Genomic DNA, 23,900 nt, shown 5'->3' on the forward strand with positions numbered 1-23,900 from the left:
GCAGAATAGCCGTATATTACTGGCGTGATAATCAACCTTTATTTGCGAATCAGGGGCCCGGAAAATGAACGGAGTTCGCGCGATCACCGTTTTCGTCCGTGCCGCGGCGCTGGGAAGCCTGCGAGCCGCGGCGGTCGATCAAGGCATCTCGCCGCAGGCCGCAAGCCATGCGGTGATGCAACTGGAAAAAGAACTAGGCGTGCGGCTTTTCCATCGGACAACCCGCAAACTGAGCCTCACCGAAGAGGGCCAACGACTGCTCGATAGCGTGGAGCCGGCGCTCGCCATGCTCTCGTCTGCGCTCGACGAGGCCCGGCGTTCGAAAGAAGACGTGGCCGGCATGCTGCGCGTCAGCGCCCCGCGCGCACTCGGGCTTCCGGTCTTGTGGCCGTACTTCGAGGAATTCCAGAAGCTTTATCAGAACGTGCAACTCGAAGTGCAATTCGACGATCAATTCACGGACCTCGTGACCGATCGCGCCGACGTCGGATTTCGCGGTGGACCGCCGCCTTCGGGCGGCTCGATCGCACGCCGGCTCGTGCCGATTCAGCTGATCGTTTGCGCATCGCCGGACTATATCGAGCGCAACGGCGCGCCGCGGACCATCGAAGATCTCGCTCGACATCGCTGCACCGGATACCGGCGGGCAAACACGGGCAAGCTCGCGCAGTGGCAGTTCCGTATCGGCGATGAGATCGTTTATCGCGACGTGCCGGCCGCCATCTGCGTGAACGATACGGAGCTGGAGACCCAAGCTGTGCTCTCGGGCCTTGGCATCGGCCAGTTGGGCAGCTTCAACGCCACGACTCATATCAGAAGCGGGCGGCTCGTTCCGCTGCTGTTGCAGCACGTCACCGAATACGGCACGATCTACATCTACTATAAGCACCGCACCGAACAATCGTTGCGCGTGAAGACGTTCATCGACTTCATGGTCGAGCGCATGGCCGGCAACCGACGCTTTTTTCTCGATCCGTCCGAGCTTCGCGCTGCACAGCACCCGCAACGCGGACGTACTTCGAGACGAGCCTGATTCTCCCGGTCTGCCCGGAAGCGAACTGCTGGACACTGCGGAATTGATCGAACGATTTGCCCGGGCCGGGCAGCGCCATCACTGTCGGGGCCATCGGCGTGGCAGCGCAACCGGCGAGCGCGACCATACAGGTTGGCATGTCATTTCGTCCCGGCCGGCTTCGCGGGCACCTCTACCCAACCGCTCGAACATCCCTTGATGTAGGGATAATATTTCTTCGTCGCCGGGCAGTACCACCACGAGCCTACCGGCGGACTCTCCTGTGCCTTTTCAACATAGGCCGTCGTCTGCGATGGCTGGATCGATTGGACGACGACGGGAGATGGCGCTGCGTAGAACATCGGCGCGGGCGCCATCATGACCGGGGGCGGTACCCCTACCAACACCCCGACGCTCGTATGCGCTCCTGCACTGCCGCACAAGCATGCGGCGATAGTTGCCGAAAAAAGGATCACTATCCTCAATCGCACAGCAGTTTTCTTTCAATGAAGCGGATATAGTCTTGATTCGGCGCAAAACGGCTAGTGCTTACACACAGGAACGCGAAGGATCCCTAACTTGATGACGTAATAGCGCCGCTGAAGTAAGCACAGCACATCGCCGATGTCCTGCACCCGCGTCGCGTTACGCAAGACGCACCAGGGCTGAAAAGTTTTCCCTATAGCGCACTTCGACGTCCAATCAACCTTCCTGATAAATCGAACGATACGAGGCGAGGCGCGACGCTTTCGTTGCGCCGGAAACCGATGAATCGAATTTCACTGCGTTCGAGCTGCTGAACGCCTGCTGTCGAGCCGCCAGGCTTGCCAAAGTCACGTGGATGTCCGCAGGACTGCGCGAATCGCCATCGATGCGTTCGTAGTCCGCCTGCTGCAGTTTCACGATGGCTTTGCGCGCCAGATCACGCACCAAAGGACCGTTGTCCTCTGCGAATTTGACAGTGGAAAGAGGGAGGACTGACACGACCGTGAAAACGGGCATGAACGCGTTCGCCATGATTAACTTCCAATTTTTGGCGTCGGAAACAATGACGCGGATTATCTGAAAACGACCTGGAGAAACTGTGAATCTCTCTGCCTATGGTCTTGAGGATCGCAATCTTCTTATCCGTGTATTTCAAACCGCTTACATGAATTCATTGTTTCCGGATACGCAACGTCCGTCGCCAGAAAGTGCAGGAGCCGACGTCGCTGTGCCCTGGCGGGAAAGACCTGCGCTACGCCTCGACGCCACCCGCGGTATCGCGGGCGTTCGCCGATACGCTCGTTGCGCCGGCTAACGAAAGACTGCGACGCGGCGGTCCGCCCGAAGCCGCGCCAAGCCCATTGGGGAGGCCACCCTGCGGTGCATGGACCAGAACCGTTCGTGGGGTCGACAAAGGGATGTCCGCGGCGCGTAGCCGCTTCAGGATGGCGAACAGGAGTTCACTTTTGGTGTCGGCGGCGATCCTGGGACTCCTCACATGCCCCGTGACCGTGAGCGTGATGCCTTCGGGCGTCAACTGACTGAACATGACGGACGGCGCCGGATGCGCGAGAACCGAGGGGTGATCCCTGTACGCATCGAGAAGAATGTCGCGGACCTGCTCCGGGTCGACGTCGAGAGCGAACGTGAGCACAAGCGAGGCGATACCCTGCGTGGTATTTCCCATCGTGACGTTGCGCACGTTCTGCGAGATGAGCTGTGAGTTCGGCACGATCACGGTCGACTTGTCTGCCAGCTGGATCTGGGTGGCACGCACACTAATGCGTCGGATGTCCCCCTCGATGCCGGCGATACTGATCATGTCGCCCACCTTCACCGGCCGCTCAGCGAGCAGGATGAGTCCGGAGATGAAGTTCTTCACGATCTCCTGCAGACCGAAACCGATTCCCACCGACAACGCACTGACTATCCATGCAAGGTTGTGCCATCTGACGCCTAGCACGGACAAGGACTGCAGCACGACGAGCACGTAACCGATGTTCGCAAACAACGTGAGCAATGACGCGCGCATGCCGGGGCTCATTTCCGTCTTGGGCAGCAACTCCCTGTCGAACCATTTGCGAACGGACCGCACCAGATAGATTCCGACGCCGGCTGTGAGCAGCGCGCTGAAGATGTGAGCGGGGACGATATTGAGCGCACGCAGCCGGTCGCCGCCCAGCACCTCGAGAATGCTGGAGATGAGGTCCGCGGGCGTGGTTCCGAGACCGCCCGTTAGCAGCGCAATGACTGCGGCGACGATGAGTGCGCTTCGGAATATCCCGGTAAGCATCGTCGAAATCTGTGCAAGATGAGCATTCTCGAGGCCAAACAGATGCTTGATCGTATTGCCGCCTGCATACGCCGGAGAAAAGAGGCTTTCGCATACATCGCGCGTAAGCATCACGAGAAAATAGAGGCTGCACAGGACGATGTCGAACCACACGAGTTCGTAGGTCAGGAAACGCGCGACGGAAATGTACCCTAAGACCAATGCCGCCAGGGCGCCCACTACGACCACGCAGACGGCCGCATGAATCAGGCCCGCAAGTGTCGACCGACCTTCAGGCGAATTTCCGGCCGCGGCCAGTGCGGTACGTACCCGGTTCGCATGAAGCAACGAAGCGCCGATGGCCAGCGCGACGATCAACGCGACGAGACCGCGAGTGAAAATCGTGAGCTGAAGGCTGGTGTCGACGGCTCGGTTGATTTGCTCTATCGCCCCCGAAAACAGCAGGAGCGCGGCCAACGTCCGTGGAAAAGACTTGAGCGCCTGCGCAACCGGATCGGCGATGGCAGGCAGGCGCCAGGTAGGATGTTCTGTACACAGGAACGCCCTGCCAAGCGCAAGGACCAACGCGCAATTGACGATGTGCTTGACAAGCTCGTCAGTGAAGGTCTGAAGGGCGGGCGACAAGCCGTGTTGACTGCCAGTGGCCACGCTGACGAGGTGTATCGCAACCATCGTGGTCGCAAGCGTCGCGAACACCGTCGATATTGCGAAGGCACTGCGCCGCAGCCGTCCTTCGGGCAGACGTCGAATGCAAACCCATCCTGTTGTTCGTTCGAGAAGGCTGGCACCAACCGTTGCGCAGGCCAGCGCGGCCAGCAGAAGGACCGTCGTGGCGAGGAAGCGTCCCGGTCGCCACATCGATTGCATCTGCTTTTCGACCTGCATCCCAAACGCTCGGAGGTTCTGATAGTCAGCCGCTTCCGGGTGAACCATGGGCGCCCAGAACGCAGCGCTCAGAATGCTGTCGGTGCGAAGCGCCAGTTGGTCTTTCAGATGTTCGTGGAGCAGTCGTCCGATCTGTGCGTCGACGTTGGCCAGATCGCCTTTGATGCCTTGCGCCTGCCTGACTTGCGCGTCAAGCCGCGTTTGCTGCGCGGTCAGGACGTCGCGTTGCTGGGCGACGGCGGGTGTTTCCGGCCTTGCGCCGGCGACGGGCGCCGCGCCGAGCACATCGAGCTGCGCGTGCGTCCTTTCGAGCTCGGGCTGCAGCGAGGTTGCGACCAGTCTGTCGACGTCGTCGACTATGCGCCGGCTCAGCGAATCCAGTTCGATCAGTTCGGCATCACCGGTTGCCGTTGACGCCCGCTGCCTGATCGCGTCTTCCCTGGCCTGAAGCGCATTGAGTGCTTCCCCGGCGTCGGAACCGACGCCGGCGATGCGCGAAGCGTAGCCACCGTCCACCCCTGCAGGCGGATTGCCCGCCGAGTATGCAACGGCCGGTACGAGGCCCCACAACGCAAGGACGATGAGGCGGAAAGTGACCAGAAGGACTTGTCGCATGGCTCGGGCAGGGGGGAGACGCGCAAAACGTCATCGCCATCCCTCATGGTGCAGCAGGCGCCATCCACCGATGTGCCTATGCGTGTAGCGGAAGAGACGTTCGCTTTCCGGTCTAGAAAAATGACGACTATATCATAAGTGATACTTAGACATAAATGTGGCAGACGCGCGACAGGTATGCGTCGACGCCGGGCGCAGTAACGGCTCGTCGGTTGATTGACGAGAGAGTCAACTGCAGGCCGCGAGTGTCGTGAGCATTCGCGCAGGACGTCGCGGCCGCGAGCAGCTTAGATCAGCTTCTATTGGGGGAGTTGCGCAAGCGGTGTCGAGGGACGTGTCGGCAGTTTAGGGAGCTGTGTCGGCAACTGTGATGGAAGCTGGGTCTGAGCTTGAGACCGTTGCGAACCTGCACGCAGCCCATCGTCTCGTTCGTTGGCAAGATGGAAACAAACAATTGCGAGCAGCCATTCAAGGTCTGCGGCGCATATACTTTCCGCCGTCACCTCATCCATCAGGTGCCGGATTCTTATTGTTCAGAGAAGGAGTACTTATGGAAAAGCAATTCATCGCGAGGATCGATAAAGCAAGACCAGAAAGCGCTCACCAGATCGTACAGGCCGCGCTTCGCAGTGCTGCTACGGCATCCACGCCCAATGGCGCCATCGACCTGCTTGGCGAGGCCCTGCTGGAACTGGAGCGCCTGCTTGCACTGAATAGCGAGCAGATGCACTGAACCTCATCGGCTGACGTGTCACCGGGAACAGATGCAACACTCCAGTGAGGGATCAATGAGGAAGTCACTTGCCGCGCTGCTCCTGCCGATCATGGTCCATGCCAATGCGGCTACCGATGCGTCAATCGAGACCATAGTCGTGGGCGCTCCGGCCACTGATTCGAACGGTGGTTTCATGGTGCTGGCGTCGGCGGATCAGAAATGTCGCTACTACGGCGACCTTTGGGAAAGGTCGCGGGAACCCCGCGGCCTTTGAGCAGATCAAGGCGATGCCGCGTGGCGGGAAGATTTACGAATGGGTGGCTGTCGTCAGGTATTCTGCATGCGTGCAGCCGGACGGTACGGAATTCAGCAAGCCCGTTTCACTGGTTTCACCGGCTGGCAAGCGCTTCCATATCGGGGATAGTGCCGTGCTGCGAGCGGCAACGCACGCCGCGGAAGCGAGTGGAACAGACCATAGTTGACGTTGTAAGCAATAGTGATGATAATATCACATATGCGGATTGCCGATGTATCGCCGCTGTCCCGATGCGGTGTCCGAAAATGCGGGGTGATGACGGCAGGATAAAGTCAGAGCATGCGAGTCAAGCCATTTTGCGGCGCCGCTCGCGTGCCAATCAGATCTTTAAACGCCGAAAGGTCATACCTATGACTGTCTACCATCGCCAATCATTGTTCTGGGGAGCCGTTGCGCTATCGGCTGGCGTCCTGCTATGGATCCTGCGTCCCGTCCTTACGCCGTTTCTGCTCGGTGCCATGATTGCGTACGTTTTGCAGCCAGGCGTCGAGTGGCTCGTACGTCATCGCGTACCCCGCGGTCTCGCGGCGTTCGTCATGATTTCCCTGTTCGCGTCGCTTGTTCTGCTGTTCATTTTGCTGGTATTCGTGGTCATCCAGAGAGAAGGGCCCGAGCTCGCAAGACAGGTACCTTCGTTGGCGACCAAACTAGACGCGACGCTGAAGCCCCGGCTGGCTTTCCTGGGAATCCACTATTCGCTCGATCTGGCGAGTGTCCGCGACGCATTGACGGCGCGACTGATCTCGGGCGAGCATGGCGCTGCCCTCGCTGTGTGGGAGTACTTGCGCACGAGCGGCAATATGATGATCAGCCTCGTGGGCAATGCGGTGCTGGTGCCGGTCGTTCTTTTCTATCTGCTGTACGACAGGCACGAGGCGCTCGAGCGCATGGAGAGCTTTGTGCCGCGGCGCTGGCTTGGAAAAACTCGCCACTTCGTTGCGGAGATCGACCAGATGCTGGCGCAATATCTCCGCGGGCAACTGCTCGTCGTCGTGATACTTGCGGTGTTTTACCCCATCGCGCTGACGATAGCCGGGCTGGACATCGCGCTGCCCGTCGGCCTTCTCACCGCACTTGCCGTGTTCGTGCCGTATATCGGATTCTCGACCGCGCTGGTTCTTGCGCTGCTCGCCGCGTTTCTGCAATTCGGGAACTGGTACGGCTTCGCAGCGGTGGCCGTCGTATATGGAATCGGACAGATACTCGAGAGTGTCGTTCTGACACCCAGGCTCGTTGGCGAGCGTATCGGCCTGCATCCGCTGGCGGTCATTTTCTCGTTGCTGGCGTTTGGGCAACTGTTCGGTTTCTTCGGCGTGCTGCTCGCGCTGCCTGTCAGCGCCATCGTTGTTTCTGCGTTGCGGGAACTACGGCGGGGCTATCTGGCAAGTGCGCTCTACCAGGACTGATCGTTTCCAGATCAGCGCGGATGAGGCCCGATTGCCTGAGCGGGCCCGTGGCGCCTGGCCCCAGGCCGCCGTATCCCTTCAGATGCGCGCCGTTTGAGCGGGCACAGGGAGTGGACGGCGCGCAATCTTTTCGGCTTCCGCGCGCTTGATGCCGAACGCCTGCAACACGATGGCCGCCGTGCTCTCGGCAAACTTTTCGTGCCTGGATCGCAGGGCCTTTCGTGCGTGAACCGCGCGCTTTGAAGAGCCGGAGAGGTGAAGCTCGGCGGCGACTCCCGCAGCGACAGTGCCGATCACGGAAAACACACACATCAGTTCGTCCGCGACGATGAAGCGTCGTTCCGAAATTCCTCTCTTCGTATCCCGCAGCAGCCGCTGCCCCAGCCCCCTGCTCAGTGCGCGCGTGGAAAGCCCTTCGCGTATCAGGAGTTGCCCCCAAACGGGCTCCCGATAGGCGCGTAAAAGCGTATGACGCACCGACACGGCAACCGCTTCGGCAGGGTCCGGCAACCCCGCGGCGAGGCGATCGAGCGTACTGGCGAATTCCTCGAACAGCCATTCGACAAGCGCGGTGAAGATCCCTTCCTTCGAGTCGAAGTAGTTGTAGAAGGACCCGAATCCCACGTCGGCGGCGTTCGTGATCTCGGTGATCGTGACGCCGTCCATTCCCTTCTGTGCCACCAGTTCGAACGCGGCATCGAGCAGCCGGAGCCGCGTTTCGAGCTTGCGTCTGGCCACGCGCGGCGATCGCGTTGCGACGGGTTCGCGGCCCGGACTCGATGGACTGGACCCCTTCAACGGTTGCCGACGGCTCGTGCGCGAACTCGGGACGTTGGGCATGTTAGCTCCTCCTTTGTATCCTCAGATTGTAGATTCAAATCTCATAGTTGACAATATCATCAGGAATGGGTCTAATGTCACCCGCGCGGCGATGGAAGCGGAAACGGGCGGGACCGAGGGGTAGAGAACGCGTCTCCGGGACGTTGTAGCTGCCCAGCGCCCAAGTCCGCAAACGTCGTGCAGATGTGCGCGCGTGCATCAGCGAATGCGCCTGTCAAATGGTGCGGATCCGCTTCGAGGCGCGTGTTGCTTACCCGATGCGATGGCCTTTCAAAGAAGCATGCGCCGCCGTTCCATCGGGTCATCCTTTTCCACCCGAATTCATCACCTGCCTTGTGTGAACATCGTGAAACATTCCGGTCTTGTCGCGCTGAAACGAGTGCGCTCCCTGTTACCTTCCTTCTTTCCATCCACACGCAAGGCGACCGTCGTCGTCGCCGCGTGCAGCGCCATCGTCCTTAGTGCATGCCACCACCGCGACGCAGCGGTCGCCGAGGTCAAGCCCGTCGTCGCGCTGGCGGTTCATCCGGATGGGCGCGTCGACAGCACCTCGCTGCCCGCGCAGGTGCAGGCGCGTTATTCCACGCCTCTGTCGTTCCGGGTGGGCGGCAAGGTCATCGAGCGGCGAGTGCGTATCGGCGATACGGTCAAGGCGGGACAGACGGTTGCGTTGCTCGACCCGACAGATCTGCAGAACAACCTCGTCAATGCGCGCGCGCAACTCGACGCCGCCGAGCATCGCCTCGTCTTCGCCAAGCAGCAGCTCGACCGCGATGAGGCGCAGGCGCGCGCAAACCTGATTGCGCCTGCGCAGCTGGAGCAAACTCAGGATGCCTACGCTTCCGCACTCGCGCAGCGCACTTCCGCGCTCGCCCAGATGGCGCTCGCGACGGATCACCTGCGCTACGCCACGCTTACCGCGGACCACGACGGCGTCATCACATCGGAGGATGCGGATACCGGCCAGAACGTTCAGGCAACCCAGGCCGTGTATCACCTCGACTGGACCGGCGACGTCGATATCGTTTGCGATGCGCCCGAAAGGACCGTGGCCTCGCTGGCCGTCGGCAGCAAGGCGCGCGTCACCTTGCCCGCGCTGCCAGGCAAGACGTTCGAAGCGCAGGTGCGCGAGGTGTCGGCCGCGGCCGACGCGCAAAGCCGCACGTGGCGTGTGAAGCTCACGCTCACTTCGCCGGGCGCCGACGTGCGTCTTGGCATGACCGCGAATGTCGCATTCAGCGCGGCCGACAATCTCGCTGCCGGCGGCCAGGTCTTTACGCTGCCGGTGACGGCGCTCTTTCACAAGGGTGAGAATCCGGCCGTGTGGGTCGTGCGTAAGGGCAGCGACACGCTCGAGTTGCGCCCCGTCACGATCGAGCGATACGACGAGCGCACGGTCTCGCTCAGTTCGGGACTGCGCGATGGCGACCGCGTGATCCTGCAGGGCGTGCATGCCGTGAGTTCCGGGCAGCAAGTGCAAGTGGTGCCTCCGCTGCATCCGGAGGGCTCGGTATGAACGCGCGCGACGAAGAAAACGCGCTCGAACGCGCGCCGGCGAACGCTTCTGGCGAGGAACGCGCGAGCGGTACGGGCTTCAACCTCTCCGCGTGGGCGCTGGCACACCAGCAGCTCGTGATTTTCCTGATCGGGCTGGCCACGCTTTTCGGCGTAATTGGCTATACGAAGCTTGCGCAGTCGGAAGACCCGCCGTTCACGTTCCGCACGATGGTCATCAAGACATACTGGCCGGGCGCGACCGCCCGCGAAGTGCAGGAACAGATCACGGACCGGATCGGCCGCCAGCTGCAGGCGGCGCCGTATGTCGACAACATCAAGAGCTACTCGCGTCCCGGCGAGTCGATGATCTTCTTCGCGATGAAGGACTCGGCGCCCGTCAAGGATGTGCCCGAGACCTGGTACCAGGTTCGCAAGAAGGTGGGCGATATCCGCGCGACGCTTCCCGTGGGCACGGCAGGACCGTTCTTCAACGATGAGTTCGGTGACGTCTACACGAACATCTACGCGCTAGAAGGCGACGGCTTCACGCCCGCGCAACTGCACGACTACGCGGACCAGCTGCGTACGGTTCTGCTGCGCGTGCCGGGCGTTGCCAAGGTCGATTACTTCGGCGACCCTGATCAGCATGTCTTCGTCGAGATTTCGAATGCGCAGCTCACGCGTCTTTCGATCACGCCTCAGCAGCTCGCCCAGGCAATCGACGCGCAGAACGCCGTCGCGCCCGTGGGCACCATCACGACGGCGGACGACCGCGTATTCGTGCGTCCGAGCGGCGCCTTCAAGGACGAGCGCGCGCTTGCGGACACGCTGATCACCGTGAACAAGCGCTCGTTCCGTCTTGGCGACATTGCCACCATCAAGCGCGGCTATGACGATCCGCCCGTGACGCAAGTGCGCGTTGGCGGCCAGGCGGTGCTTGGCATCGGCGTGACGATGCAAAAGGGCGGCGATGTCATCGATCTCGGCAAGGCGCTCGACGCGAAGACTGCCGAACTACAGGCAACGCTGCCCGCGGGTCTGAAGCTTGTCACCGTTTCGAGCATGCCGCACGCGGTCAAGCACTCGGTGGACGACTTCGTCGAGGCGGTTGGTGAAGCGGTGGCGATCGTGCTGGTCGTGAGCCTCGTTTCGCTCGGCCTGCGCACGGGCATGGTGGTTGTGATCACGATCCCGATGGTGCTCGCCGTGACCGCGCTGTGCATGCATATCTTCGGTATCGGGCTGGACAAGGTCTCCCTCGGTACGCTCGTGCTGGCGCTCGGCCTGCTCGTCGACGACGCGATCATTGCCGTCGAGATGATGGCGGTGAAGCTGGAGCAGGGTTGGAGCCGCATGCGCGCGGCGGCGTTTGCGTATTCGAGCACGGCATTTCCGATGCTGACCGGAACGCTCGTGACCGTCTCGGGCTTCCTGCCCATCGCGCTGGCGAAATCGAGCACGGGGGAGTACACGCGCTCGATCTTCGAGGTGTCGGCCATCGCGCTGATCGTCTCGTGGTTCGCGGCGGTCGTACTGGTGCCGCTGCTCGGCTTTCACCTGCTGCCCGAGCGGAAGGTTCACGCTGGAGCCGGACACGACCATGAGCATGCGGTGTACAACACGGGCTTCTACCGACGCCTGTCGGGCTGGGTCACGTGGTGCATCGAGCGGCGCTGGGTGGTGCTCGGCGTGACTTGCGGGCTGTTCGCGCTCGCCATGGTTGCGTTCACGCGCGTGCCGCAGCAGTTCTTCCCGAACTCCGAACGTCCCGAACTGCTGGTCGACATCAGGCTGCCGGAAGGCGCCTCGTTCGAGGCGACGCTGCGTGAATCGAAGCGGCTCGAGAAGGTCCTCGACGGCAAGGCCGGCATCGACCACTACGTCGACTTCGTCGGCACGGGTGCGCCGCGCTTCTATCTCCCGCTCGATCAGCAGCTCCAGCAGCCCAATTTCGCGCAGTTCGTGATCACGGCGAAAGACGTCGAAACGCGCGAGGAACTGATGCACTGGCTCGACGCGAAACTGGAGAAGGACTTTTCCGGGGCCCGCACACGGGTGGCGCGACTCGAAAACGGTCCGCCCGTGGGCTTTCCGATCAAGTTCCGCGTGAGCGGCGACGATATCGCGACGGTGCGATCGATCGCGGATACGGTCGCGGAGAAAGTGCGTGCCGATTCTCGCACGCGCAACGTCCAGTTCGACTGGGACGAGCCGGCCGAACGCTCGATCTCGTTCGAGATCGACCAGAACCGCGCGCGCCAGCTTGGCGTCACCTCAGCGGACGTGTCGAGCTTCCTCGCCATGACGCTGTCCGGCTACACCGTCACGCAGTACCGCGAGCGCGACAAGCTGATCAACGTCGATCTGCGTGCGCCGAAGAGCGAGCGCGTCGATCCCGCCAAGCTCACGAGCCTCGCGATGCCGACACCGAACGGCCCCGTTCCGCTCGGCTCGCTCGGACACGTGCGCGACACGCTCGAGTACGGCGTGATCTGGGAGCGCGATCGCCAGCCGACCATCACCGTGCAGGCCGACGTGCGCGGCGACGCGCAGGGCATCGACGTGACGCACGACATCGAGAACGCACTCACGGCGGTGCGCGCGAAGCTGCCTGTGGGCTACCGGATCGAGGTGGGCGGCGCGGTCGAGGAGAGCGTGAAGGGCCAGACGTCGATCAACGCCGAAATGCCGCTGATGATCATTGCGGTGCTGACGCTGCTGATGATCCAGCTGAAGAACTTCGCGCGCACCTTCATCGTGGTGCTCACCGCACCGCTGGGTCTGATCGGCGTGGTGACGGCGCTCCTGCTGTTCGGCAAGCCGTTTGGCTTCGTCGCGTTGCTTGGTGTGATCGCGATGTTCGGCATCATCATGCGCAATTCCGTGATCCTGGTGGACCAGATCGACCAGGACATCGCGGCGGGGCACGCGCGCTTCGACGCCATCATCGGCGCCACGGTGCGGCGCTTCAGGCCGATCATGCTGACGGCCGCCGCCGCCGTGCTCGCGCTGATTCCGCTGCTGCGCTCGGGCTTCTTCGGGCCGATGGCGACTGCGCTGATGGGCGGCATCACCGTCGCCACCTTGTTGACGGTGTTCTTCCTGCCGGCGCTCTACGCGACCTGCTTCAGGGTCCGCAGTGACGAGCGCGGCGAGCAACCGGTCATCGTCGAGCATACGGAGGGTTGATCATGAGTTTTCCTTACAAAATATCCATGCTTGCGGTGGCTGCGGCGCTCACCATGGCGGCGTGCTCGTTCGGGCCCAGCGGCGAGCCGCCTGCGATGCCGTCTCCCGAGCATTACGGTGCGCAGGCGCAGCCCGCGAAGACGGTGGCAGCGGGTGGCGTGGCGCAGACCTTCGATGTCGGCGCCACGGTGGGGCCGCAATGGTGGCAGCTCTACCACTGCGCCGCGCTGGACGCACTCGTCGACGAAGGACTGCGCAACAGCCCGACGCTCGCGGCTACCCAGCGTACGCTCGCCTCGGCGCAGGAGCAGTTGCGCGCGCAGATCGGCTCATCGACGCTGCCATCGATCGATGGCACCGCGCAGGTCCAGCGCGCCCGCTCACCGGTCGCGCCCCAGCTCGGTCTCCCCGAGCAGGTGCAATACAACTTCTTTGCCGGGCAGCTGCAAGCGCATTACACGTTCGACCTGTTCGGTCAGACGCGCTATGCGAACTCCGCGAGCGCGGCCCGTGTGAATGTGCAGGCGTTCGAGCTGGAAGCGTCGCGCCGTGCGCTCGCTGCAAACATCGTGGCCGCCACGATCAATGTGGCGGCCCTCGACCGGGAGATCGCGCTCACCGAGCGGCTCGTCGCCGTGTCGAACGATGCGGCGAACGAAGACGCGCAGCGCTACGCGCTCGGCGCGGTCTCGCGCGCCCAGGCGTTCGAGTCGAAACAGGACGCGGCTTCCATCGCGGCGACGTTGCCCGCGCTGCGTCAGCAACGCGCGACTGCGGTTCATGCACTCGCGGTGCTGATCGGCCGTACACCGGACAATGCCCCGAGCGTGCCGGATCTGGACAGCCTGTCGCTGCCCGAGCACGTGCCCGTCGCCGTGCCTTCGGACCTGTTGCGCTCGCGCCCGGACATCCAGGCAGCGGACGCCGCCGTCAAGGCCGCAGCCGCCGACGTGGGCGAGGCTACGGCGCAGCTCTTCCCGAGCCTGTCGCTGACGGGCGCGATGGGTCGCGGCGGCTTCAGCTGGCCGGCGCTGGTATCGGGTGCGGGCGGGCTGTGGGCCATCGGGGCCAGCCTCTCGCAGCCGATCTTCCATGGCGGCGCGCTGTTCGCGCAGCGCCGCGCGTCGATCGACGCGTACGACGCCGCCGTGCTGCACTACAAGGCGACCGTGCTGTCCGCGTTCCAGGACGTGGCGAATTCGCTCGCCGCGCTGGATAACGACGCACAGACTCTCGCGTCGAGCGAAGTCGCCGCCGATGCCGCGCGCACGGCTTTCGACGACACCGCGTCGCGCCATCGCCTGGGCTCGCTGCCTTCGGCGGCGACGCACGCCAGCGAGTCGCGCTATCTGAACGCACAGATCGCTGCAGCGCGCGCCGCTGGTCAGCGCATGGGCGATACGGCGGCGCTCTTCCAGGCGATGGGAGAACTGCCCGAGGCTCAGCAAGCGAGCGCATCGACCGCAAAAACCGGGCGCTCGTAAAACGCGAGGGCGATCCGGCAGGACCGCCCTCGCCGTTCAGCAGTGGTTAGAGCCACGTCGATAGCCGTTGGATCTACTTCGATTGCCGGCCCGGTCCGCGCTCGCACGCGGATCCGGGCCTGCTGCGAGTGTGCATGCCTCCGGATTTTCGCTTCATTTCCGTATGGACTACCAAAGACTTATTGTCTGTCACGAATGCGATCTGCTGTTTCGCAAGCCTGCTGCCGTGAAAGGTGGCCGTGCAGCCTGCTCGCGATGCGGTGCGGGCTTCGCAGCGCTACCGCGGTCAGCATCGTCGCTTGACTGGATCTGCGCGGTGACGCTGGCCGCGTTGATCGTCTTTTGCATCGCGCAGAGTTTCCCGGTGATCGAGATGCGCGCGAACGGCATGACATCCGAGGCGACGCTGTTTGGCGCCGTGCGCTCGCTCTGGTCTGGTGACATGCGTGTCGTCGCGGTGATGGTGTTTTGCTCGGCGGTACTGTTTCCGTTGATCGAAATGCTCGCATTGCTCTATGTGCTGGTGCCGGTGCGGCTAGGCAAACTGCCACCCCGATTCAATGCGATGGTGCGTCTCGTACAGCTCGTTCGGCCATGGGGCATGGTCGAGGTGTTCATGCTCGGCGTGCTGGTGACGATCGTGAAAATGGTCAGCATCGCGCAAGTGATCCCGGGACCGGGATTGTTCGCACTGGGCACGCTGACCGTTTTGCTGGGCGTGGTCGCTTCATTCGACGCGAGCGGGCTTTGGGCAATCAGTGACGAAATCAGGCACTCGCGAAGGGCAGACGTTCGCTGGTCGAGGGTGAGCACTGGGCGAGGGCGGTTCATGCGGCCCTCTGGGGGGCGCAAAGCCGGTTCGTCGCCAGCCATCACGGCACGGCGCGCGGGACTTGTCGGCTGTCACGCATGCGGGCTCGTTCAGACGCGTATCGAACGGGAAGCCCACCAGCGCTGCTCCCGATGCCAGCATGTCCTGCACGAACGCAGGCCCGACAGCCTCACGCGAACGGCCAGTCTGCTGCTTGCCGCCGCGATTGCCTATATTCCGGCGAACCTGCTGCCGATCATGCACGCCTCATCGGTAGGCGGCTCGGAAGACGACACGATCCTGGGCGGTGTCGCGTATTTCTGGACCTCGGGAGACTGGCCCCTTGCTGTCGTGGTTTTTGTCGCCAGCGTTCTGGTGCCGGTTCTCAAGCTCGTAGTGCTCACGCTTCTCACGGTAGCCGCCCGTCGCGGTTCGGGCTGGCGGGCCCGTGAGCGAGCAACGCTGTACCGGATCGTCGAGCGCATTGGCCGATGGTCGATGCTCGACGTATTCGTCGTCGCGCTGACGGTCACGCTCGTGCATTTCGGCTCGCTCGCCGTCATCACAGCGGGACCGGCCGCCCTCGCATTCGGAGCGGTTGTGATCCTGACCATGCTCGCATCGCATCAATTCGATCCTAGGCTCATTTGGGACAACGTGGATGCGAGGCGGCGCCGCGCGCCAGCTGCGACCGATGAAGCCCTGGCTGATCCTCTCTCCCCCAACCGCATTTCCTGAAGAAGACGATGCATCTTTCCAATCTATCCAGACCTGACATCAAGCCGCGCAAGCGTTGGCTGCCATCCCTCATCTGGTTAGTACCACTCATTTCGGCATTGATCGGCGTCGCGCTGGTGGTCAAATCCGTTGCAGAGAAGGGGCCCGTCGTGACGGTCACCTTCAATAACGCAGAGGGCATTGAAGCTGGCAAGACGAAGGTCAAGTACAAGGACGTCGAAATCGGTGTCGTGCAAACCATTGCGCTGACCACGGACTTGCGGCATGTCATCGCGAGTATCCAGTTGAGCAAGGACGCCGGGAAATTTGCGACGCAAGGCACGCGGTTCTGGGTGGTACGCCCGCGCGTCGGCGCCAATGGCATCTCCGGCCTCAGTACGCTGCTCTCGGGCGCCTATATCGGCGTGGACATCGGGCGCTCGACCGAGAGGCAAACCGCCTTCCTCGGTCTTGAAAGTCCGCCCATCGTCACCACGGGACAGCCGGGGCATCAGTACACCTTACGAGGCGACTCGCTGGGCTCGATCGATATCGGCGCCCCCATCTTCTACCACCGTATCCAGGCGGGTCAGGTCATTGGCTACTCGCTCGATCCTCACGGCGCGGGCGTCGTCGTGAATGTCTTCGTGAATGCACCGTACGACCAGTACGTCGGCACCAATACGCGGTGGTGGCATGCAAGCGGCGTCGATCTGCGTCTCGATTCCAACGGGCTGAAGCTCAATACGCAATCGCTCGCGACGGTCGTCGTCGGAGGGCTCGCATTCCAGTCTCCGGCCGGGCAGGATGCTGGACGAGCGGCAGCGGACAGGGCGGAATTCCGGCTCGCCGCGGACGAATCGGACGCCATGCGCGAGCCCGACGGCCAGCCGCTCAATGTGGTCATGCGGTTCAATCAGTCTTTGCGTGGCTTGTCCGTTGGCGCACCCGTCGATCTTCGCGGGATCGCGCTGGGGCAGGTGACCGAGATCGGCATCGAGTACGACGAAAAGCAGAAGAGCTTCAGCATGAAGGTGGCGATGGCGCTTTACCCTGACCGCCTTAGCCGGCGCTCCAGCGAGGCGCTGCCGGCGCCGGACACGCCGGGCGGGCACGACATGCTGCAGCACCTTGTGACGGAAGGGCTGCGCGGGCAACTGCGGACCGGCAATCTCCTGACGGGGCAATTGTATGTCGCGCTGGACATGTTCCCGAAAGCGCCGCGCGCGACGGTGGACGTGCACAGCAACCCGATCGAACTGCCGACCGTGCCGAATACGCTCGACGAACTCCAGGTGCAGATCGCGGACATCGCAAGGAAGCTGAACCAGGTGCCGTTCGACCGGATCGGCGCGAATCTCGACGGCGCGCTGGCGAACGCGAGCAAGCTGTTTGGACATATGGACACCGAGGTCGTGCCTCAGGCACGCGACACGCTCGTCGCCGCGCAAAAGACGTTCGCGACCGCCGAATCGACGCTACGGCAGACCGCGCCGATGCAATCGGACGTCCAGGACGCCATGCAGCAGCTCACGCGTACGCTGCAGTCGCTCAATGCGCTATCCGAGTACCTGGAGCGCCATCCGCAGGCGCTGCTGTTTGGCAAGAAGGGAGACCAGCAATGATCGCAATGCAAATCCGCTCGTCCCGCGCCATGGTGCGGACGCTAGCGACTGTCGCCGGGCTGGCGCTTCTGACGGCGTGCGCCACGCCCGAGACACGCTTCTATACGCTCGGAGCCGACGCACAGCCGGCCGTCGCGAAGACTACGACAAGCCCCGCTTTGCGGATCGATGTGCGCCCGGTGCAAGTGCCGGCCGCCGTCGCCAGAAGCCAGCTCGTGGTGCAGGTCAATGCGGCCCAGGTGAAGGTGCTGGAAGACGACCGCTGGTCGTCGGCGCTTCCTGACGAGATTCGCTACGCACTCGCGGCTCGCGTGAGCCAGCAGGCCGGCGCATTCGCTGCCAGCGCGGCTGGCCGGGGCGAGGCGGTTCCCGTCTATCAGGTCGGCGTCGATGTTCAGCGCTTCGAATCGTGGCCCGGTTCACACGTGCTGGTCGACGCCGTGTGGAGTGTAAGCGGGTCTGCGGGGGAGGAGACCCTGACCTGCCACAGCGCAGTGAGCGAGCCCGTGTCCGGCGGCTATCAGGCGATCGTCGATGGCCATCGTCGTGCGATCAACGCGATTGCTGCCCAGATAGCCGAGGTCGTGCGCGCCTTCGCGGCGAGCGCGGCCGATCGGACGTCTCGCCCTGCGGGTGCGTCCAGCGGAAGGGGAATCAAGACGCTGTCGTGCCCGCCAATTTCAGGCGGTGCGCAAACCGAGGTTGAAAGGGCGGCGGCGCCGCGATCCGGCGCATAAATTTGCGGCTCATTGTGGCCCGTTGCCAGTCGGGACAGGGACCGATCGCCAGATGCGGTCCCTTCACGACTGGCCGGCCTCAAGCTGCTTCGTCGGCTGCCTCGACGATGGGCAGTGGGCGCGCGGCAATCTTCTCCGCTTCCGCGCGCTTCAGGCCGAGTATTTGCAGCAGCATGGCTGCCGTGCGCTCCGGAAAGTGCTCGCCGCTGAAACCCAGCTCCTTCAGCATACCCGCGCCGCTCGCGCCCGGCGCGACATAGTTCAACTCCGCCGCGATGGCAGAGAGAACGGTGCCACCCACCGCAAGATAGCCGATAAACGGGTCGGCAACGACAAATCGCTTTGCCGCAATGCCATTTCGAATGTCGCGCAGGAGCCGCTGGGCCAGCCCGCGGCTCAGCGCAGGCGCCGAAAACCCTTCGCGGATCAAAAAGCGTCCCCACACGGGGTCCTGCCGGGCACGCAGGACAGTGTGGCGCACCGAGATGGCCACCACTTCGGCGGGGTCGGAAATGCCCACTGCGAGGCGATCCAGCACTTTCGCAAATTCTTCGAAAACGTTATCGACAAGCGTCGCGTAGATCGCTTCCTTCGACTCGAAGTGGTTGTAGAACGAGCCAAAGCCGACATCGGCGGCCTCCGTGATTTCATTGATCGCCACGCCCTCCATACCCCTTTCGGCCATCAGCTTGAGGGCGGCGTCTAGCAGCCGGGCGCGCGTCTCGCGCTTGCGGCGCGCACCGCGAGGCTCTTTTTCTTCGATGACGGGAGCCGGAGAGGCGGCCGCCGCAGGCGAGGAGCGCCTGGCCGCGGCGCGCTTTGTCGGGGTTGTTGTCATGGTCGATCCAGTTCTGGTCATAACCGCAGTATAGATTCGAATGTCTTTATTGACAAAACGATCAGCGATGAGTTTAATGTCATCATCGGCGTCAGGAGCCGGTCTTACTAGAACAGACGGAGTGACTGTGGAGACAGCAATCGCAACCGGCATCGCGCCCAGCGGCCGGCATCACCCTACCCACCCGATCATCCGGGCGTTACGGCCCGCTAGCGATCTCGCGCCGGCAAATTGCCCGTCCGCCGAGGCTGCTTGCGCACGCGTGCTCGCGAGCCGCGGCGCGCCGCATCGCCATTCCTAACTGCCTGATTACCGCCCACCATGAAACTGACTACTGCACAGCCGGCTCGTCACCCGAATCCCACGGCAAAAGCGACCGCATTGGCCTACCTCATGTTCGATCGGCCGGATCTCGGGCAAGCCGAACGGTTTCTCAACGACTTCGGGCTTCAAACGGTCACGCGTGGCGAAGAGCTGCTGCTTCTGCGCGGTACAGGCGCGTCGCACTTCTGTTACGTCGTACGAAAGGCGCCCAAAGCGCAATTTGTCGGGTTCGGCCTGGAGGTGGGCAGCGAAGACGAACTGAACGCGCTGGCCAGGCTGCCGGGCGCATCGGAGGCGAAACCGTCCGCGCTGCCGGGCGGCGGCTACGTGGTGCAGTTGGAGGATCCGTCGGGGTTTCGTGTCGATGCGATCTGGGGCCAGGCGCCCGCCACTGCGTTGCCGCACCGGCTGCCATTGGCGTTCAATTCCGTCGATGCCGCGGTTCGCATCAACGGCACGCAGCGTCCGCCCGAGAGCGCCCCCGAGATCATCAGGCTCGGGCACGTGGTGCTGGAGCTCGCCGATTATCAGGACACCTGTGCATGGTACACGCGCCATTTCGGTTTCATCCCCAGCGACGTGCAGGTGCTGCCCGACGGGTCGCCGGCTGTCGCGTTCATGCGCCTGGATCTCGGCGACAAGCCCGCCGATCATCACACGCTCGCGCTTGCACAGACGTTTGCGCCGAAGTACAGCCATAGCGCCTACGAGCTCGTCGATGCGGACGCGGTCGGCATGGGCCAGCGCGTTCTGCGCAAGAACGGATGGACGCATGCGTGGGGCATCGGCCGACATATCCTCGGGAGCCAGATTTTCGACTACTGGCAAGACCCGTGGGGGGACAAGCACGAGCACTACTGCGACGGTGATCTGTTCACCAGCGAAGCGCCCACGGGAATCCATGCCGTGAGCCGCGAGGCGATGGCCCAGTGGGGGCCGACGATGCCGAGCAGCTTCACCAAGCCCAAATTGACGCTCGCGAGCATCGCGGCGCTCATCGCAAACCTGCGCCGAAGCCCCGACGTCACGCTGGCGCGGCTTCGGGCACTGCTGAAGATTTTTGCCTGACGCAACACCCCCTTTACCGAATCCGGAGACAGCCAAAATGGCAATTCACGTTCTGCATTATCTGCACGATGGTCGCGCCCAGTGGGGCGTGGTGGCTAATAACGCAATCACGCCGATCCCCGGTGAGTTCAAGACGACCGCGGAGTTTATCCATGCCAATCCGGTCGAACAGTTATTGACGCTGGACGGCCCCACGATTCCCGAAGCGGACGTGCAATGGCTCTCGCCCGTGACTGCCAATCAGCAGTTCATCTGCCAGGGCGCGAATTACCGCCAGCACATGATCGAATCCGGCATGGATCCGGATGCGAAGAAGTTCAACATGATCTTCACGAAGGCCACGAGCTGCATCGTTCCTGCGGACTCGAAGCTCGTGAAGCCCAACTCGGTGCGGTTCCTCGACTACGAAATCGAACTCGGTCTCGTCCTCAAGCGCGACGTCACCTCACGCGCGACGATTACCGACGAGAACCTGCACGACTACGTCGCCGGCGCCGTGATCGTGAACGACTATTCGGCGCGCGACGTGCAGATTCCACAGATGCAGTTCTACAAGGGCAAGAGCTTCCGTACGTTCGGGCCGGTCGGCCCGTATCTCTGCCTGCTCGAAAAGCAAGACATGCCGAAGCTCAAGGAGCTCGTGCTGACGCTGACTGTCAACGGAACGGTTCGACAGAACGATTCGACTTCGGGTCTTGTCTACGGTCCGGCAGAGACGTTGACCGAACTGTCCGGCGTTCAGGACCTGCACGTCGGCGACCTGCTTGCGACGGGTACGCCGTCCGGTTGCGCGCTGACCATTCCGTCGCCGGAAAAGCAACGCGCCGCGGCACAACTGCCCGAAGCCGAGAAATGGCGTCTTTTCTTCGCGCTGCAAGCCGAGCGACCGCAGTACCTTCAGGACGGGGATGTGGTCGAAGCCCGTATCGTTAGCCAGGATGGCTCCATCGATCTCGGCACTCAGCGCAACGTCGTCGTCGCAGAGGCCGCATGAAAGCCGTCGCCAACGAGCAGGATGTCCTCGCCATCGAATCGCAGGGGCAACCGGCGGATCTTCCGTCGAGCACCTACGAAATGATCTGCCGGGGCGCTGCGATCGATCCATCGGCACCCGCGCTCTCGTTCTTCGCCACCGCGGACGACTACGCGAGCCCGGAGCGCTGGACTTACAGCGAGCTCGTGCGCGACATCACGCGCACGGCGAACATGTTGTCGCGACTGGGCGTGCAGCGCGATACGGTCGTCGCCTATGTGTTGCCGAATCTGCCTGAAACGCACTTCGTGGTCTGGGGCGGCGAGGCGGTCGGCATTGTCTGCGCGATCAATCCACTGCTCGAAGGCGACGCGATAGGCGAGTTGCTCAATGCTTCTGGCGCCACTGTGCTTGTCACTTTGGCGCCGTTTCCGGGCACGGACCTGTGGCCGAAAGTGCAGGCGGTCTTGCACAAGGTTGCGTCGCTCGAGCACCTCGTGCTCATCAATCTTGCCGACCATGCACCGGACGAACAGCGATTTGCGGCGCGCATGCTTCAGCGCGGCGAATGCTCGAGGTTGCATGGCGAGGAAGGTGTGCGAGGCGCGGTTCCTGCGCAGATCAGCATCCACGATTTCGCAGAAGCCATTGCGCGCGAGCCGGGCGTAGCGCTCACCGCTCCGCACCCGATGAACCGCGACGACGTATCGTCCTGGTTCTGCACGGGCGGCACCACGGGCCTGCCGAAGATTGCGATGCGCCGGCACGGCAACGAAGTGGCCAATGCATGGAGCGCCGGACAATTCCTCGGTGAAAGCGTGGGTCCGGGCAAGACGATCTTCTGCGGATTGCCGCTGTTCCACGTCAACGCCGTCATGGTGACGGGACTGCTGCCGTTCTCGCGCGGCGCGCATGTCGTGATGGGCACCCCGCAAGGCTATCGCGGAGAAGGCGTTGTCCAACGCTTCTGGGATATCGTCGCGCATTACCGCATCAATTTTTTCAGCGGCGTGCCGACGCTCTATGGCTCGCTGCTGGACGTTCCCGTTGGCGAGCGCGATATCGGTTCGCTCGAATACGGGTTGTGCGGCGCGGCGCCGATGCCCGTGGAGTTGCTGCGTGCGTTCCAGGCGCGCACCGGCATCCGGATCCTCGAAGGCTATGGCCTCACGGAAGGTACCTGCATCAGCAGCGTCAATCCGCCGCTCGGCGAACGGCGGGCCGGCTCGATCGGCCTTCGTGTTCCGGGCCAGGCCATGAAAGCCGTGGTGGTCGATGAAGCGGGCCGTTATGTGCGGGATTGCGTTGCTGACGAGGTCGGTCAACTGGTGATCTCGGGTCCGAATGTTTTCATCGGCTATATGCGGCCGGAGCAGAACAACGGCATCTGGCTGGACCTGGCCGATGGCGGCAGATGGCTCAATACAGGCGATCTCGGTCGCCGCGACGCAGACGGTTACTTCTGGCTCACGGGCCGAAAGAAGGAACTGATCATTCGTGGCGGACACAACATCGATCCCGCAGCGATCGAAGAAGCGCTGCATCGTCATCCGGCAGTCCAGATCGCCGCGGCGGTGGGGCGCCCCGACGTGCACGCAGGCGAACTGCCGATCGCCTACGTCCAGCTCAAGCCGGGCACATCGGCGAATGAAGCCGAAATGGCCGCGTTCCTGCGTGACGAGATCAGCGAGCGAGCGGCGTTCCCCAAGGGCATCCGGATCGTCGAAGCCATGCCCCTCACCGGTGTCGGCAAGATATTCAAGCCCGCGCTGAAGCGGCTGGAAACGGTGGACGCCCTGCGCTCGGCGCTCGTGGAGGCTGGCGTCCAGGGGGCAACCGTTAGCATCGCTGACGATGCCTTGCGTGGGATTTCCGTTCACGTCGAACTTCCCGACACGGAACTCGAATCGTTGGCGGCTTCCGCGCTCGGGCGCTTTCCGTTCGCGTTTTCGATTGCGTCCGCGCAGGGTTCGGGGAGCAGCGGTGACGGCGATGGAGCGTCAGAGACACACAGCGTTTCGTAGTGACAAGGTTTCTCGCAACGACGCAGATGTCTGGTCACTCGCACGCGCGGTGATGGCATGGCGGAATTGCGAATGCCACAGGTTTTTGGTTGGGGAAGAAGATGGGTATGGCATCGGAAAGATCTTTGCGTTCGGTTGTTGAAAAGTGGCTTGCGCCAACCTCCGGCACTCCGGTGCGCGTTACCCGATTAGGCCGTCCGCAGGCGCAGGGGAACTGTGTCCATATTGAGCTGCTTTCTCCGGCAAGGACGGTCGGGCTGTTTTTCTTCCGGCACCGCGACGGTTCATGGAGTGTGTGCCCGCCGCAGGCCGAGCGCCTCGCGATGCGTATTCACTGACATGCCGCGCCACTGGTGAGCAAACAGAAGTAACAGACGTTCGCAGTCCGGGATTCAATACGACAAAAAGGTGGGAAGCGACGCCGGCGTCGAGATCGATCCTTTCACTGTATTTAGTATGCCTATCTAATGGGGGGGAGTTTCATGGATCCGGTCCGAACATACGAGGGCCAATCCAAACGCTACGGACCAATGGGCGGATCGTTGA

Annotated in this window: 17 protein-coding genes; 13 read left to right on the plus strand and 4 right to left on the minus strand. The window is 62.8% G+C overall.

Annotation, left to right across the window (positions count from 1 at the left end; genetic code table 11):
* Positions 1–64: 64 nt before the first annotated feature.
* Entirely contained in the window at positions 65–1,033 is a 969-nt protein-coding gene (locus tag VSR34_RS19525; protein ID WP_342963239.1) for a LysR family transcriptional regulator, read from the plus strand.
* A gap of 681 nt (positions 1,034–1,714) precedes the next feature.
* On the opposite strand, the gene VSR34_RS19530 is transcribed toward VSR34_RS19525, so the two are convergent.
* Together VSR34_RS19530 and VSR34_RS19535 are read right to left on the minus strand one after the other, a co-directional pair.
* On the minus strand, positions 1,715–2,029 hold the full coding sequence (locus VSR34_RS19530; RefSeq protein ID WP_036019321.1) for a hypothetical protein: 315 nt from the start codon (positions 2,027–2,029) through the stop codon (positions 1,715–1,717).
* Between the two features lie 220 nt (positions 2,030–2,249).
* The gene (locus VSR34_RS19535) at positions 2,250–4,790 is read right to left on the minus strand and encodes a DUF3772 domain-containing protein (RefSeq protein ID WP_342963240.1); all 2,541 of its coding nucleotides are present in this window, start codon (positions 4,788–4,790) and stop codon (positions 2,250–2,252) included.
* 550 nt (positions 4,791–5,340) lie between these two features.
* Here VSR34_RS19535 and VSR34_RS19540 point away from each other — a divergent pair.
* The 3 genes from VSR34_RS19540 (at position 5,341) to VSR34_RS19550 (ending at position 7,227) form a co-directional block, all read left to right on the plus strand.
* On the plus strand, positions 5,341–5,523 hold the full coding sequence (locus VSR34_RS19540; protein ID WP_028212606.1) for a hypothetical protein: 183 nt from the start codon (positions 5,341–5,343) through the stop codon (positions 5,521–5,523).
* Positions 5,524–5,578: 55 nt separating this feature from the next.
* A complete protein-coding gene (locus VSR34_RS19545) occupies positions 5,579–5,779 on the plus strand; it encodes a hypothetical protein (RefSeq protein ID WP_036019322.1) in 201 nt (66 codons plus the stop codon).
* 392 nt (positions 5,780–6,171) lie between these two features.
* Positions 6,172–7,227 (plus strand): AI-2E family transporter, encoded by a 1,056-nt coding sequence (locus VSR34_RS19550; protein ID WP_028212608.1) that lies wholly within the window; start codon positions 6,172–6,174, stop codon positions 7,225–7,227.
* 78 nt (positions 7,228–7,305) lie between these two features.
* On the opposite strand, the gene VSR34_RS19555 is transcribed toward VSR34_RS19550, so the two are convergent.
* Entirely contained in the window at positions 7,306–8,067 is a 762-nt protein-coding gene (locus VSR34_RS19555; protein WP_342963241.1) for a TetR/AcrR family transcriptional regulator, read from the minus strand.
* Positions 8,068–8,404: 337 nt separating this feature from the next.
* Here VSR34_RS19555 and VSR34_RS19560 point away from each other — a divergent pair, with 337 nt between their 5' ends.
* The 6 genes from VSR34_RS19560 to VSR34_RS19585 all read left to right on the plus strand — a co-directional run bounded on the left by VSR34_RS19560 (position 8,405) and on the right by VSR34_RS19585 (position 18,127).
* On the plus strand, positions 8,405–9,583 hold the full coding sequence (locus VSR34_RS19560; RefSeq protein WP_238327894.1) for an efflux RND transporter periplasmic adaptor subunit: 1,179 nt from the start codon (positions 8,405–8,407) through the stop codon (positions 9,581–9,583).
* On the plus strand, positions 9,580–12,753 hold the full coding sequence (locus VSR34_RS19565; RefSeq protein ID WP_342963242.1) for an efflux RND transporter permease subunit: 3,174 nt from the start codon (positions 9,580–9,582) through the stop codon (positions 12,751–12,753). Before VSR34_RS19560 ends, VSR34_RS19565 begins: the two co-directional genes overlap by 4 nt.
* Positions 12,754–12,755: 2 nt before the next feature.
* Positions 12,756–14,237, plus strand: coding sequence for an efflux transporter outer membrane subunit (locus tag VSR34_RS19570; protein WP_342963243.1), 1,482 nt, complete (start codon positions 12,756–12,758; stop codon positions 14,235–14,237).
* A gap of 163 nt (positions 14,238–14,400) precedes the next feature.
* Positions 14,401–15,786, plus strand: a complete 1,386-nt coding sequence (locus tag VSR34_RS19575; protein WP_342963244.1) for a PqiA/YebS family transporter subunit — start codon at positions 14,401–14,403, stop codon at positions 15,784–15,786.
* Positions 15,787–15,794: 8 nt separating this feature from the next.
* Positions 15,795–17,390: an MlaD family protein gene (locus VSR34_RS19580; protein ID WP_342963245.1), complete on the plus strand. Its 1,596-nt coding sequence runs from the start codon at positions 15,795–15,797 to the stop codon at positions 17,388–17,390.
* Entirely contained in the window at positions 17,387–18,127 is a 741-nt protein-coding gene (locus VSR34_RS19585) for a PqiC family protein (RefSeq protein WP_342963246.1), read from the plus strand. The genes VSR34_RS19580 and VSR34_RS19585 overlap by 4 nt, the downstream gene beginning before the upstream one ends.
* Before the next feature lie 79 nt (positions 18,128–18,206).
* Here the strand turns inward: VSR34_RS19585 and VSR34_RS19590 are convergent, their stop codons facing one another.
* A complete protein-coding gene (locus VSR34_RS19590; RefSeq protein WP_028212615.1) occupies positions 18,207–18,965 on the minus strand; it encodes a TetR/AcrR family transcriptional regulator in 759 nt (252 codons plus the stop codon).
* A gap of 321 nt (positions 18,966–19,286) precedes the next feature.
* Between VSR34_RS19590 and VSR34_RS19595 the strand changes: the two genes are divergently transcribed.
* From VSR34_RS19595 to VSR34_RS19605, 3 genes are read left to right on the plus strand one after another with little or no spacing between them, the layout of a single operon-like run.
* On the plus strand, positions 19,287–20,357 hold the full coding sequence (locus VSR34_RS19595) for a VOC family protein (RefSeq protein ID WP_342963247.1): 1,071 nt from the start codon (positions 19,287–19,289) through the stop codon (positions 20,355–20,357).
* Positions 20,358–20,394: 37 nt separating this feature from the next.
* Positions 20,395–21,351, plus strand: a complete 957-nt coding sequence (locus tag VSR34_RS19600; RefSeq protein ID WP_028230819.1) for a fumarylacetoacetate hydrolase family protein — start codon at positions 20,395–20,397, stop codon at positions 21,349–21,351.
* Positions 21,348–23,354 (plus strand): acyl-CoA synthetase, encoded by a 2,007-nt coding sequence (locus VSR34_RS19605; RefSeq protein WP_342963248.1) that lies wholly within the window; start codon positions 21,348–21,350, stop codon positions 23,352–23,354. Before VSR34_RS19600 ends, VSR34_RS19605 begins: the two co-directional genes overlap by 4 nt.
* The last annotated feature ends 546 nt before the right edge of the window (positions 23,355–23,900 follow it).

The sequence above is a fragment of the Paraburkholderia sp. JHI2823 genome (genome assembly GCF_038900695.1).
GTDB lineage: Bacteria > Pseudomonadota > Gammaproteobacteria > Burkholderiales > Burkholderiaceae > Paraburkholderia > Paraburkholderia mimosarum.